General features: G+C 50.3%; 10 protein-coding genes, 1 tRNA gene and 1 pseudogene. 4 read left to right on the forward strand and 8 right to left on the reverse strand.

What is annotated here, in order from left to right; all coding sequences use genetic code 11:
- Position 1: 1 nt before the first annotated feature.
- From ABV298_RS04830 to ABV298_RS04865, 8 genes and pseudogenes are all read right to left on the reverse strand, one after another.
- A complete protein-coding gene (locus ABV298_RS04830) occupies positions 2 to 1,288 on the reverse strand; it encodes an ATP-binding protein (RefSeq protein WP_353721048.1) in 1,287 nt (428 codons plus the stop codon).
- The gene (locus ABV298_RS04835) at positions 1,285 to 2,658 is read right to left on the reverse strand and encodes a sigma-54 dependent transcriptional regulator (protein WP_353721049.1); all 1,374 of its coding nucleotides are present in this window, start codon (positions 2,656 to 2,658) and stop codon (positions 1,285 to 1,287) included. Before ABV298_RS04835 ends, ABV298_RS04830 begins: the two co-directional genes overlap by 4 nt.
- Positions 2,659 to 2,812: 154 nt before the next feature.
- Positions 2,813 to 3,979: an FtsX-like permease family protein gene (locus ABV298_RS04840; RefSeq protein WP_353721050.1), complete on the reverse strand. Its 1,167-nt coding sequence runs from the start codon at positions 3,977 to 3,979 to the stop codon at positions 2,813 to 2,815.
- A gap of 39 nt (positions 3,980 to 4,018) precedes the next feature.
- Positions 4,019 to 5,263 (reverse strand): ABC transporter permease, encoded by a 1,245-nt coding sequence (locus tag ABV298_RS04845; RefSeq protein WP_353721051.1) that lies wholly within the window; start codon positions 5,261 to 5,263, stop codon positions 4,019 to 4,021.
- Positions 5,264 to 5,539: 276 nt separating this feature from the next.
- Positions 5,540 to 6,202, reverse strand: coding sequence for an ABC transporter ATP-binding protein (locus tag ABV298_RS04850; RefSeq protein WP_353721052.1), 663 nt, complete (start codon positions 6,200 to 6,202; stop codon positions 5,540 to 5,542).
- 110 nt (positions 6,203 to 6,312) lie between these two features.
- Positions 6,313 to 7,774, reverse strand: a pseudogene (locus ABV298_RS04855) (TolC family protein).
- Positions 7,771 to 9,015 (reverse strand): efflux RND transporter periplasmic adaptor subunit, encoded by a 1,245-nt coding sequence (locus ABV298_RS04860; protein WP_353721053.1) that lies wholly within the window; start codon positions 9,013 to 9,015, stop codon positions 7,771 to 7,773. Before ABV298_RS04860 ends, ABV298_RS04855 begins: the two are co-directional and overlap by 4 nt.
- Before the next feature lie 188 nt (positions 9,016 to 9,203).
- Positions 9,204 to 10,466, reverse strand: coding sequence for an asparagine synthetase B (locus ABV298_RS04865; RefSeq protein ID WP_353723140.1), 1,263 nt, complete (start codon positions 10,464 to 10,466; stop codon positions 9,204 to 9,206).
- A 171-nt stretch (positions 10,467 to 10,637) separates the two neighbouring features.
- On the opposite strand from ABV298_RS04865, the gene ABV298_RS04870 reads away from it, so the two are divergent.
- The 4 genes from ABV298_RS04870 (at position 10,638) to ABV298_RS04885 (ending at position 13,938) form a co-directional block, all read left to right on the forward strand.
- A complete protein-coding gene (locus tag ABV298_RS04870; protein ID WP_353721054.1) occupies positions 10,638 to 11,882 on the forward strand; it encodes an ABC transporter permease in 1,245 nt (414 codons plus the stop codon).
- Positions 11,883 to 11,998: 116 nt separating this feature from the next.
- Positions 11,999 to 12,082, forward strand: a tRNA-Leu gene (locus tag ABV298_RS04875).
- A gap of 640 nt (positions 12,083 to 12,722) precedes the next feature.
- Positions 12,723 to 13,238: a hypothetical protein gene (locus ABV298_RS04880; RefSeq protein ID WP_353721055.1), complete on the forward strand. Its 516-nt coding sequence runs from the start codon at positions 12,723 to 12,725 to the stop codon at positions 13,236 to 13,238.
- A gap of 79 nt (positions 13,239 to 13,317) precedes the next feature.
- Entirely contained in the window at positions 13,318 to 13,938 is a 621-nt protein-coding gene (locus ABV298_RS04885; protein WP_353721056.1) for a hypothetical protein, read from the forward strand.
- The last annotated feature ends 65 nt before the right edge of the window (positions 13,939 to 14,003 follow it).

A 14,003-nucleotide genomic window follows, 5' to 3' on the forward strand; every position in this document is an offset into this window, starting at 1 on the left:
CTTATCGTTCGATCCGGAATTCGGTCCAGCCGTCGGGGCCGGTTTCCAATGCGAACCCGAAGCCGTGGTTACCGAGTATTTCGCGGCTTAATGTGAGGCCAATTCCCTGGCCGTCGCGTTTGGTGCTGAAAAACGGGTTGAAAAGTTTCGTACTCACCTCGAGTTCGATCGGTTTGCCGTTGTTACGGATCACAATGCGGTCGGGTGTCGCCACGACCCGCACCTCCTGCCCGCTTTCGCATGCTTCCACCGCATTCTTGATCACATTGATGAGCACCTGCTCCATTTGTCCTTTATCGACATTCCAGAACACGTTTTCCCGCCCTTCGCTCAGAACTTTTACATTTCGGGCGGAAGCGGCATTCTGCATAAACACGGTAACGTCGCGAATGAGCTGCCCCATATCCGTCTGTCCGGGCATTGGCGCGGGCAAACGCACCACGTCCGCGAAGTTGCGCATAAAGCGCGTCAGCTGCTGGTTCCGTTCCGAGGCCACGTGCAATGCCTCCTTTATATCCCCGTAATCGGTGTCGGACAGTAAATGGGTGGTCGTTTGCAATATCGAATCGGTGGCGCCCAGCGTGTTGTTCACTTCATGCGCCATCATCCTGATCACCTTTCCATACGCGTTCTTTTCCGATTCAAGGATTTCGTTCGTCAGTTCCTCGATCATCAGAAACGAACGCCGGAAACCCCGGTCCATAAAGTACGAGCGCTGGGCTTTGAACGTCTCGATACCGTTCGTTTTGATCAGCCGGGACTCGCCATCGAGCATATCCGCCAGCTCTGCCAGAAGCGGCAGGCCGGTTTCCGCGAGCTTCTTCCCTACCAACGTTTTATCGGTCAGCTCAAACTGGCTTTTCCCCTTGCTGTTAAGCGACTCGATGCGGTCGTCGTAATCGAGGACAATGATGGAAATAGGCGACGCTTCGATCAGTTTTTCCAAAAAGAAATGCTGCTCGTTCAGCCTGACGCGTTCTTCCCTCAGCTGATCGATCATCATATTGTAGACCTCTATCAGAACATCCACCTCTCCCTTGCCCGTCGGAACGAACTTGATCGAAAAGTCTTTGTCCTTAATGGCCTCGATTCCGGACTTCACAAATTGGATAGGTTGCATAAAATTGTTGTAGAGAACGATCGACATGCCCGCCGACAGCAGCAGAAATACCTCAGAAGCGATGAACAGCGCCTTGTTTTCGAAAAGCAGCTTGTAAACCAGCAGGATCAGCACCAGATGCAGGACGGCGATGTAGGCGATGTATTTCGTTTTCGTGGATAGCCTCATGCCTCGTCCGAATCAAAGGATATTCCATACTTGTCCAACCGGCGGTACAATGCGAACCGTGTGATACCCAACGACCTGGCTACCTTGCTGACCTTGTTCTGGTGGTGTTGCATCGCCCTCACGATCATCTGATATTCCATTTCCTCGAGGGTAATGCTCCCTACTTCGGGCACATGCTTTTGTGCGCCCGTTGCATTGCCGGTATGCAGGTTACGCTGGAAATCGTCGATGTCCAGCACGTCGCTTCCGGCTAACAACACCGTCCGTTCAACCAGGTTTTTTAGCTGGCGTATATTTCCCTGCAATGGTAGTGTTTTAAGCCATTTTAACGCGGCATTGCTGATTTTCAAATCCGTACGATTATAGATTGTTTTTAAATTATCGGCAAAAAACGCCGACAACAATGGAATATCGTCGGGCCGCTCCCGCAAAGCGGGCAGCTTTACGGTGATCAGATTGATACGATAATACAGATCCTCCCGGAACGTGCCTTGGGCCACCATTTCTTCCAGGTTACGATTGGTGGCGCATATCACCCGCACATCCACCGTTCTGCTCTTGCTGCTGCCCAGCGGCTCGAATGTGCGCTCCTGCAACACACGCAGCAACTTCACCTGGCTCGACAAATCGAGTTCACCGATCTCATCGAGAAAAATCGTGCCGCGGTGCGCCATTTCGAAACGGCCTATCCGGTCGGTTTTAGCGTCGGTGAATGCCCCTCGTACATGCCCGAACAGCTCACTTTCGAACAATGTAGAGGAAATGCCGCCCAGGTTCACCTTGACGAACGGCCGTGCTTTCCGGCGGCTGTTAAGGTGGATCGCCTCGGCAATCAGCTCCTTACCGGTGCCGCTCTCACCCGTAATGAGCACGGGAGCATCGGTAGGCGCGACCCGGCCGATCGTTTCGAGGATATCGAGTAATTTGGCATCTTCCCCTACGATATTTTCAAAATGGTATTGCTGATCCAGTTTCCGGCGGCTTCCAGCCTGCCGCACCGGTCTGGCCAGGTTCAGGATTGTGCGGATGGATTGAATCAGGTAGTCGTTCTGCCACGGCTTGGTCACGAAATCCGCAGCCCCTTCCTTCATCCCCCGCACCGCCAGATCGATCGTTCCCCAGCCGGTAATCAATATAACCGGAATGGTTGCATCGTGTTTTTTAATGCGCCGCAACAAATCCATTCCCTCCTTTCCCGATGTTTCAATTGAAAAGTTCAGGTCAAGCAATATCAGCTTCGGTGTTACGGATTCGAGAATATCGAAAGTTTCCTCCGGCGACCCGGCCGCGCGTACTTCGAACCCTTCCTTTTTCAAAAGAAGCATCAGCGAAGTGCGGATAGCGAGGTCGTCGTCTACGATCAGGAGCATTGTTTTTAACTTCGGCTGTCGGCAATCGGCCGTCGATTGTTTGTTACTAAATATCTTAAACGCCATTTCAGGTCTCATTCCTCTCCAAAACGGGTCATCCCTCGTTCGCGGCGGCTCATTCACCGTTTCATGGCGGCTCATTCAGTCATTCTCTTCACTCCTCATGCAGCGCCACCGCCGGGTGTATCGTCGCTGCCTGCTTGCTCGGGAACCAGGCGCACAGCGTTACAATGATATATATTATGGCGACGGCCGCCAAGATCGCGACGATGTAAATTTCCTTGTCGAGGTCAAAAACGTTCATGAGCGGGAATTGGACGGCAAAAATAAGCCCGATCACAAGGCTGAATGTAGCCAGTACCCAAATTTCGCCGAGAAACTGGCCCGTCACCCTGGATTCCGTGGCGCCCATCGCACGGCGCAGGCCGATTTCTCCTTTGCGCTTCGCGATATTGAGGTTCAGCACACCGAAAAGGCCCAATGCCACATTCGTAAGCAAAAAACCGCTCACAATCAGGAATATCAGTACCGGCACAAGCGTCAGATTTTCCCGGTTTTTGCGTGAATCTTTGAGATACCCTACTTCTATCCCCCAGCCCGGCAGCATCGTCGCGATGTCCTTCACCAGACGGGCTTCAAACGTCGCGTCCGTGCCCGGTTTGGTTTTGATTAAAATATTCGAATTCCAGCGGTCGTCTTTTTCCAGAATTTGAAAAAGTGCGGGACTGTCGGACATAAACTGCCCCTTCGCCTTGAACTTGTCGACAATCCCAACCACTTTATACATGGTCTTGCCGTCGCGCTTGATGACCTTGTTCAGCCCCGACTCGTTTTGAAAGAGCTTGTCTTCCATGGCTTGATTGATCACGACCGGGACAAATTTGCCAACCCGGTCGGCCTCGCCATACCACCGCCCTTTTTTTAGCGGCAGGTCGAGTACCGTGGCCAATTCGCTGTCCGTATAATAAAAATCGCCTCCGACGCTAACCTTGTTGTATGTTACCGAATTACCGATCTGATTCGCCGAAAAGGGTGTATTGCCGCTCATGCGGCTGGCAGCCGTCACTTCCGGGTACGAGCGTACCCGCTGCATGGCGCGTTGCAGTTTTGCGCCTATTTCGGTAGTATCCTGGTTAGAGGACAGTTCCAGGTTCCACACCTGTTCATATTGAAAACCAATGGGTTGCAGATAATTCCTCAGGTTAAAAACAATGAGCGTCAGCACGCCGAAGAGCACCATGAAGGCGGCCCATACCTCGATGATCAGCAGGGAATGCGTGCCTTTTTTATTCCATATTAATTTAAAAAGATGTCGTAGCATGGCTATGCAGGTTTAAAATGAGTGAATCGGCATGACAGGTTACACTTTCAGCGCTTCCGCTATCTTGAGTCGCGACATTCTGAAAGCCGGCAAAACCCCGGATAGCAAGCCAAAAATAAGGCAAACCAGAATGCTGATCAGGAACACCGGCAGATTGATTGTCAGGTCGGCATAGGCGATCCATCCGCTGGCATTGATGAAATGGATGACCGCCAGCGTCAGCAGCAATGCAAATGCCCCTCCGATGAAAGTAATGAAGATGTTTTCAATGATAAACTGCCACAAGAGCGCTTTCGACGGAGCCCCGAACGCCTTTCTGACGCCTATTTCGGAAGCGCGTTCGAGAATGCGGCTCACATTCACATTTACAAGGTTAACCGCCGGTAATCCCATGATCATCAGCAGCACCAGCCCGACGATAGCGTAAAGTGCGATCCGGTCTTTTTCGCTTCGTGTGAAGGTGTTCAGGAAATGGTCGAAATAGGTGTCCGCCTTCACGGTCAGGATGTTGAACCGGTTGTTATCCGAGTAATCGGAGCGCGGAATGCGGGCTATATGGCTGTCGAACTCGGCTTTTACGGCAGGAATATCGGCCGCGCTTCGTGCCAGCACAATGGCCACATAGCGTCCGCGTATTCCTTTTTCCTGGTAATTGCTTTTGGGTGCCGTATAAGGAAAGTACACGTCCGAATAAGTGTAGACCCGTGTCGGCGGACTACCCTTCACCACCCCGATTACCCGATAGTCGATGTTTTCGATATCGATCGTTTTACCCACAGCCGTTTCCGAGTCGTCGCCGAAATACTGTTCGCGCAGTGCGTCGGTGATCACCACCACATGGTCGGCATTCCGAATATTCGTTTCGTCATACGGCTTGCCTTCCAAAAATTCGAAATCGGTCACCGACCAGAAATCGACGTCGGTGTACTTTGTGTTCAGTTTGATCCGCTTTCCGTTCACATACGCATTCGAGAAACCGAAATTGTTCATGATAGACACCCGTTCGGCAGATTTTAACGTTTTGGCATATTTTGTCAAAAAATCGAAAGAAGCGGGCCCCGACGACATCGTCGTATTGGCCGAATCGGTTTGCACGATGTTCGCAATGTACAGCGAACGGCCTCGTTTGCTTTCCGGGTAATGCGCACCGAAAAGGTGGTCGAGGAAAGAGGTCACCACCATCAGTACCGTCAGGGTAAGCGAAATGCCGAACAGTGTGATGAAAGTATAGAAAGGATGCCGCAGCAATACCTTCCAGGCGATTTTTATGTAGTTTGTGAGCATTTTTTTAATGAGTGAATGAGCGAATGAGTCGCAGTGGAACGGGGAATGACTGAATTCGAATGAGTGAATGTATGAATAAGCCGCCGTGGGACGGGAATGAGTGAATAGAGGGCCAGGTCTAGTCAAGTGTGGTCAGGCGTTGTTTAGATAACTCATGACTACTTCTGACCCAATGACTACCTTGTTCGGTCATTGCTCCGGCGGCCCGGTCAGTCATTTAGTCATTTAAAATTTACGCACTCACTCATTCCCCGTTCCACGGCGGCTCATTCACAATTAACCGACCTGCGTCCCGTCGAACAACCGTATCAACCTGTCGGTTTTTTTGGCCATCGCTTCGTCGTGGGTTACCATTACGATGGTGGTGCCGGCGGTATTGAGCTTCTGAAGAATACCGAGGATCTCGTTACCCATCGCGCTGTCGAGGTTACCGGTGGGTTCATCCGCCAGGATGATTTCAGGGTTGCCTACGATCGCCCGTGCAATGGCGACGCGTTGTTTCTGCCCGCCGGAAAGCTGCTTCGGAAAATGCTTCATCCGGTTGCTCAGTCCTACTTTTTCCAGGGCCTCCTGCGCAAGCTCCCGACGTTGCCTGGCCGACGTATTCCTGTAAAGCAGTGGAATTTCGACGTTATCTATCACCGATAGATCATTGATCAGGTGAAAGCTCTGAAAAATGAAACCCAGCTTGCGGTTGCGTAATTCGGCCAGATGTTTGTCGGTATAACGTTCCACCGGTGTGCCGTCGATCTCGATCCGCCCCTTCGACGGTGCATCGAGCAGTCCGATAATGTTCAGCAATGTACTCTTCCCGCAGCCCGAAGGTCCCATGATCGAAACGAACTCGCCTTTCTTCACATCAATATTGATGTTATTCAGGGCCAATGTTTCAATAGAACTGGTGCGGTAAACTTTCTCGACATTTTGAAGTTTGATCATGGCGATAATACTTGTAGGTTGGACGTTTTGAATGCTCCGCCGTGGGGCGGTAATGAGTGAATGAGTGAATTTCGAATGAGTGAATCATTCCCCGTTCCACGGTGGCTCATTCACTCATTACCATAAGCTATCTTCCTGTTAAGCTCAAAATCGTAAAGCGTCAGCAGCCGTAAACTGTAATATGCCTGCCAGTAGTCGCGTAATGCGAGGATGTAGTCACGGCGGGCGATGTCTTTTTCCTGCGTGGCGATGCCCAGATCGGTTACGCTGAGGTCGCTGAGGATGAAACGTTCCTTGGCGATCCGATAGCGGTCGGCAGCAATGCCGTCGGCCACCTGTGTGAGCTTAACTTGTTTTTGCAGCATTTGTAAAAGGGTTACCTGGGTAAATATTTCCTGTTCGAAGGTGAGCTTATCCTGTTCCACCGACTGTTGTGCGAATTCCCGGGCGGTGCGGGCGACTTCCGTGCGGGCTTTGTTTCGTCCCCAGGTAAGGATCGGTAATGTGAGCTGCAATTCCACAAATTCCCGGTCCTGCGGACTCACGTACACGTCGCGCGGGCGGTTTCCCTGGTTCGACAACCCGAACGTGGCATTCAGAGTTGCATTCAAGCCGTTGTTTTTCCGGGCAAGCTGCACATCCCGCTCGGCTTCGAGCAGCCGTCTGCGGAATGCGACGGAAGCCGAGCCGGTTGGCGAATGCCTCGTCGAGCGCCCTTTGCGGATCGATCGCGAACTCCCCCGACTCCGACGGAATATCCAGTTCCAGTTCGCGTTCATCGCGGGAACCCAGGTACATTTTCAGTTTCAGCGAAGCTACCGCGGCACTTTGCTGGGCCGAAGCCAGGTCCTTCTGCGCCGTTAGCAGGCCCATTTGAAGTTGCAAAAGGTCATTTTGAGATATTTTACCCAATTCCAGCTTATGGCGTGCGATTTTGAACAGGGTATCGTTGTTACTTCTGTTCTTCTCGGCGATCTGCAGATTCACCTGCGCCACCAGCAAATCGAAATAGAAACCCGTCGCATCCAATGCCACTTGTTCGAGCGACTGGATATATTGCTGGTTGCCTTCCTGGTATTTCAGCGGCTGGATTCTCCGGTCCCATTTCAGAGGGTTGAACTGGAACAACGGCTGTTTAATGCCTATTTCAAACGGAATGCCGTTATAGCGCGTCACATTCCGCTGGAAATCGTCGAAACGCTGAATTTGCTGCTGCATATAAATCGTACCGCCGGTCATGGCGATGCTCTGGCTGAGCGACAGGTTAAGCGTCGAATTATTATTCGAAACCTGCTGGAACGTAACCGTACCGTCGGGTTGAACCACTTCGATGTATGAACGCGTGAAACCGGGAACGGTGCCAAGCAAACTCAATTGAGGCTTGTAATCGGCCAGAAACGAACGGAATTGCCAGTAATTCGTCTTTTTTTGCGTCACGGCCTGCTTGGAGGCGATGGAATGCTCTTTGGCCTGCTGCACGACATCCTCGAGGGTCAGCTTCCGGACCTGCCCTTGCGCTGCCCGACCCGCCAGCAGAATGATTATCCACGTAAAAAGCTTTCTCATAATCATTGAATGGTAAGCTCTTCGAGGTGTTCATAATCATTCATGTTGGTCAGAATAACCTTCTCGCCGGGTTTCAGGCCATTTTTGATCTCGACATAATCGAAATTGGAGAGCCCGGTCTCGATTTCCCGCCGGCGCGCCGTCCTGTTTTCCAGCACGTACACATATTGTTTCCGTTTGCCTGTAAACGCGGGGCCATTTGCCACCCGGAGCGTCCCGGTGCTTTTGCTCGTCACCACGAACACCTCCACCTTCATGTTCGGGCGCAGCGATTCGTTTCCGGCATTGTCGAGCTGGATCGTGAAACCGATTACACCGTCCTTCACAGCCGGTTTTACCTGTGTGATCACGCCGCGCAGCTGCGTTTCGTTGATCTTTACAATAGCCCCGAGCCCCGTCTTCACCTGCTCCGCATACACATCCGAGCAACTACCTTCCACCCTGAAACTACCCAGATCGGCGACTTTTGCCAGCATCTCGCCCTCGCTTACCGACGAGCCGATATTCTCGTTCACCCAGGTAAGCACCCCGGGGCGGTCGGCGACGATATCGGCCATCCTGAGCTTATGCTGCAACTCCTGCAAATTCTTACTTTCGATCTGCGCTCCCAGCTCTGTTTCCCGCAGGCTGGCGCTCATCGATTCGCGGTTATATTTCAGGTCGTTTTCGAGCTGTTTCTTTTCAAGTTCCGCGATTTTCAGCGCGTTTTCCGCACGGGTAATGTCCTCGACCGTACCGCCGCCCACCTTTTGAAGTCGTTTGGCGTCTTCGAAATCCGCTTTCAGTTTATTGATATTCAACGATTTGATCCTGTCATTAATCTCTGCATCGTACAAATTCTTGTTAAGCTTCATCCGTAGCTGGTCGATCCCGTTCTTTTTAAGTTCCAGCTGGTCTTGATAGCGCTCAAACTCGATCTCCGTCAACGACTTGTCCAATTCAACAATGGGTTGGCCCGGCCTGACGCGTGTCCCGGGCGTCAGCAGGATACGCTTGATGCTCGCCCGTATGGGACTTGTAAAGATCTGTTCGTAGGCGGGGATAACTTCGCCCGAAGCTGTAAGCGTGTTCTCCACGTCTCCCGTTTCAACGGTCCCGGTCCTGACACGGTCTTTTTCCAGGCTGCTGGAAAGCGATTTTTTGAAAAAATAAAAAAGGACAGCCAGCGCCACCATCGCCACACCGATGATCGTCCATCGGCGGGTTCTGGTTTGCCTGACATATTCCGGTGCAATTTCCCGATCCATGTGGGTTTGATTGGAGGTTTCAGTGGAAAAATTCATGGCTAATACACCTCACTTTTATCCGAAATCCATGCCAATGCATAAACCACTACAAATCAACCACTTGCAATGAACTATAAAAACAAAAAACCGTGCGATAACGCACGGTCGGTGTGATTTCAAACACTTTTCTTTCGGTGTTAACTTTCCGTTCAGGTCTTTAATTTTTTCTTTTTCGCCGCCGGGAAAAGAATATTGTTAAGTATTAACCGGTAACCTGCCGAGTTAGGATGCAGGTTCAGATCCGTTGGCTCCTCACCTACCCGGTGCTGGTAATCTTCCGGATCGTGGCCGCCATAGAATGTAAAGAAACCCTTGCCATGGGTACTGTGGATATAGCGTGCTTCTTTGGCGTTTTTGTTTTCGGCAAGAACAATAACTTCCGGTTTGATCAGCCGATTTTTAAACGCGGTTGTTTGCCCGAGAAACCCCTTGATGATGGTCTGGTGGTTCTGGGTCAGCATACTTGGTACCGGGTCCCATTTGGCTGAAAACTGGAACAGGGAGAAAAAATCGTTCGACTCGATCATCCCCCGCTCTTCCGGCTGATTGTCGATATCCGAAAACTCGATTTCATAAGGATACGGGATCGTCTTGAAATCGCGGAATGCAAATGTGTTGTCGTAGTTCAGTTTTCCGTTCGCGGTCGGATCGGCCGGCGTACCGTCGTACATCGCGTCCACGATATCCAGACCGTCGGCTGCCAGCGCGATGTCGAAGGTATCGGTGGCATTGCACATCGCGAACATATAACCCCCGCCCGTCACGAATTCGGCGATTTTTTTGGCGACGGCCAGCTTCATTTGCGGCACATTGTTGAACTGGAATTTGGCAGCGGTTTCCTCCGCTTCCTTTTTCTGCTCCCGGTACCATGGGTAGTCCTTATATTGAAAGAACTTGCCGAACTGGCCGGTGAAATCCTCGTGGTGCAAATGCAGCCAATCGTATTCGGGGAGTTTGTTATTGAGTACTTCGTCGTCATAAACGACGTCGTATGGTATTTCCGCATAGGTAAGCACCAGCGTCACGGCATCGTCCCATGGAAGCTTGGATTTGGGGGAATACACCGCGATGCGGGGCGCCTTTTGCAGTTTCACCGCATCCATATTCACGTCCGGTGCGCTGATCTGGTTCAATATCTGGCCGGCGGTGGCCTCGGAGATCACTTCGAAGCTCACGCCGCGCACTGTCATTTCCGACGCAAACTGCTGATTGTAAGCCACCATAAAACTACCACCCCGGTAATTGAGGAGCCAGTCCATTTCCATTTCGTAATTTTTCAGGATCCAGTAAGATATGCCGTATGCCTTTAAATGGTTCTTTTGCGTCTCGTCCATCGGGATCAGCAGGCGGTTGGCCATCGCGTTGAGCGAGCCGATCAAAAAAATGACGAGCGGGATATACAGGCGTATCACTGGTTTGATTCTTTCGACTTTCATGCGCAGTTTTACATTCAGGTAAAGATTAAATATAGTAAAGAAACCGTCGCGATCCGAAATTTACTACAAAACACGTACCGGCTCCCGACGCTCAGACTCCATTACTAACGACCAAATCCTGTTTCTGGTGCGCCAGTTTTAACCGCTATGATAATACGCGAAAATATCGAAGAGGGCTTGCGTTCGATCCAGAGCAACCTGCTCCGGACCGTTCTTACCGCGATGATCATCGCCATCGGCATTACCTCCCTGGTGGGCATTCTCACGGCCATTGACGGGATACAGGGTTCAGTCAACAGCAGTTTCGCCGACCTCGGGGCCAACACCTTCACCGTTCGTAACCGCGATGAGGACAATTTCCGTCGCGAAGGCCGCCGGAGTAAGCAATATCCGCCCGTCACTTATCGCCAGGCCAAAGCATTCGCCGACAAATTCAAAGCCTCTTACGAAGCCACCGCGTCGCTTTCCGCCGATATCGCGGGAGCCGTACAGGTCAATTACCGCAGCGCCAAAACCAACCCGAACAGCAATGTGGTCGGTTCCGACGACCAATACCTGGCCATTAACGGCTACAAAATCGCCCTCGGCCGCAATCTCGACAAAAATGACCTCGAAAACTCTCTGAATGTTGCAGTGCTGGGACAGGAAATTGCGCGTAAGTTATTCGAACGCACCGACCCCATCAATAAGGAGATTACCTTTATGGGTGCCCGGTATAAGGTAGTAGGCGTACTCGAAAAAAAGGGTTCGCTGGGAGGCAACAATAATTCCGACCGCCTTATTCTCATTCCGCTTGAAAACGGCCGTGGGTTGGCTGCCAACCGCACGCTGACCTATAATATCACTGCATCCGCCCCCAACGCCGGCGACGGCGACCTGATCGTCGAAGAAGCACGCGGCATTATGCGCCGGATCCGCAACGACGAACTGGGTAAGGAAGATTCCTTTACCATCGACCGTGCCGACGCGATGGTGAAGGATTTCGATAATATCACCGGTTATCTCCGCATCGGCGGTTTCGTGATCGGTACCGTTACATTACTTGGGGCTTCCATCGCACTAATGAACATCATGCTGGTATCGGTTACCGAGCGGACGCGTGAGATCGGAATCCGCAAATCTCTCGGCGCAACGCCGCGTGTCATCCGCATGCAATTCCTGATCGAAGCCATTGTCGTGTGCGTACTCGGGGGCATCGGCGGGCTGGTACTCGGCATCATCGTCGGGAACAGCATTACCGGCCTCATCAGCGAAAACAGCTCTTTTGTGGTGCCATGGCTCTGGATGGCGGTGGGTATAGCGATATGCGTGATGGTAGGCGTGCTATCGGGGATCTATCCGGCTATCAAAGCGTCCCGTCTCGACCCAATCGAGGCATTGCGCTATGAATAAGCGAATTAACCGGCATCCCCCGATTTTTATTCCAAAAATCTCGGGAAAATTTGCGCTGGGGACTTGCTTAATCTTTTTTTCTGTCTACTTTTGCACTCCCAACCCAGAAGATCAATGCCCAGATGGCGGAATCGGTAGACGCGTTGGTCTCAAACACCAATGAGGTAACACTCGTGCCGGTTCGACTCCGGCTCTGGGTACAGAACGGAACTTTAGCGAGAAATCGTCCTAAGTTCCGTTTTTTGTTTTAGCTAAATCACTGTTTATCTGATAGATAACGAAGCCACTTCGTTGACTTTTCCGGTTCGATAACGTTAGCGGGATCACAGCTGGTAAGTTTTTCTGGCGGCAATAATCCTGAGGCAACAAACGATATGGAGCAGGATGCCGCATTTGTTCGAGACAATGCTACTATTCAGAATCTTCGTATTCAAACAAATGCAGATTTGGTAATTTGTCTTGTAGAACGTGAATATGCCAATGGCGTAATCGGTTCAGTTACTACCATACTGGCTAATAATTCCAATTATACAGCTGCTGTTCGCGCTACATTCTCGAGTTTAAACAATTTTTTCACTTTTACCCACGAGCTAGGAGACCTCGTAGGGGTCGTCACCGGAATGATCCAGGCGGTCCGGCTTATTCGCACGGGTACCTATTTGCCGCCAATGGGTCATTTCGGACTATGATGCATACTTTCGATGCAAGTTCCACCCGCATTATGCACTTTTCAAGTCCCAACGTCAACTTCAACAATGTGCCGACTGGAACTTCAAATACTAACCACGTAGCAAGCGTATTTCCGAGACTAATGTTAATACGGCAAATTTCCGGCCGTCTGTGAGTCAACAATTTAACGCCGCTATTATTGGACCGACGAGTATCAACACCGCGGGTTGGTACAATTGGGAACTGTATTACTTTTGCAAGCCGTTAGGATCGACAACCTGGCAATTTAGTAAGGATGGTTTTAACTATGGCTCTCCGGTAGGATTTGGTGACATGGTTAGCAACTATAATATAACCGACGCTAATAACGGCAACTTGTTCCTTCGCTGTACAATTAATAATAACGGACAGAACTATGTTACTACCACAACTATTAACGTTAATATTTGTGGTGGCTGTCGTGTTTCACAGGATGCAATCGTTGAAAGCGACGGAGATGGCGAAAGTGAGGTGAAGGCAGTTTTTCCTAACCCGGCGAATAAAGTCGTTGATGTAGATATTTATTTAAAGAATAAATCGGATGTAGAATTACAGTTAGCAGATATTACTGGATTAAACAGAATTAACAAAGTCATCGAAATTTACCGAGCGGGTTTCATCGCCACCGACTTAACCCTGAATCGCTAACCAGCAGCCTATATATTTTACGATTTAGAAGCGGAGAAAAAGTATCGAACAAGCAACTGGTTGTTATTAGATAACGGACATGAGTAGAATCTTAATCTGGCTTTTCATCATCCTTGCATTTTCATGTAAGGATGATGAAAAATTTGATCCCAACAACTACGACGGACAGTACCCACGTAATCTGGACGGATCTGAAATGAAGACATACAACACCCAAGTAATTGGTGGAAAAATTGAGGGTTATTTTAACGGACATAGCTGGAATCATGCTCCTTTCCTGTCTATTAATGTAACCAGGTTCGATCCTCCAAAGACTACCGCGAACGAACCAGAGGTGATAATTAATATTGCTACGATGCTTACTGGCTCACAAATCGAGCCTTGTTTAATGGAAAGCTTTTTGGTTCGTGCGCCGTTGAAGGTTTCAACCACATCTATTAATGACTTCACTAAACTACATGATCCCGAATACGCGCATGTGAAGTTTACGTCAATAAATTGCGACGCAGGTAAAGATCAATATGCTCTTGATCGTTCCAAACCAAGTATTGTTAAAATTACACAATATGACATTGAAAATAAGGAAATTCATGCCGAATATGATGTATATTTTTCAATGATCGTTAGGAACTCGAACTTTGGTCCAGTTTATCCCGAGAAAGTACATCTCCAAGGCAAGCTTGTGGCCAAAGTTAAATAGCTAACCTTCCCCCGACGCCTGGCAGCCGCATATCAGGCTTGTCTTGACAATCCAAACAAATTAGT

This window comes from Dyadobacter sp. 676 (assembly GCF_040448675.1).
Classification (GTDB): domain Bacteria; phylum Bacteroidota; class Bacteroidia; order Cytophagales; family Spirosomataceae; genus Dyadobacter.

Coding starts and splice junctions, on each gene's coding strand:
- ABV298_RS04830 (WP_353721048.1), bottom strand. CDS start 1,288: ATGAGGCTATCCACGAAAACGAAATACATCGCCTACATCGCCGTCCTG.
- ABV298_RS04835 (WP_353721049.1), bottom strand. CDS start 2,658: ATGCTCCTGATCGTAGACGACGACCTCGCTATCCGCACTTCGCTGATG.
- ABV298_RS04840 (WP_353721050.1), bottom strand. CDS start 3,979: ATGCTACGACATCTTTTTAAATTAATATGGAATAAAAAAGGCACGCAT.
- ABV298_RS04845 (WP_353721051.1), bottom strand. CDS start 5,263: ATGCTCACAAACTACATAAAAATCGCCTGGAAGGTATTGCTGCGGCAT.
- ABV298_RS04850 (WP_353721052.1), bottom strand. CDS start 6,202: ATGATCAAACTTCAAAATGTCGAGAAAGTTTACCGCACCAGTTCTATT.
- ABV298_RS04860 (WP_353721053.1), bottom strand. CDS start 9,015: ATGGATCGGGAAATTGCACCGGAATATGTCAGGCAAACCAGAACCCGC.
- ABV298_RS04870 (WP_353721054.1), top strand. CDS start 10,638: ATGATAATACGCGAAAATATCGAAGAGGGCTTGCGTTCGATCCAGAGC.
- ABV298_RS04885 (WP_353721056.1), top strand. CDS start 13,318: ATGAGTAGAATCTTAATCTGGCTTTTCATCATCCTTGCATTTTCATGT.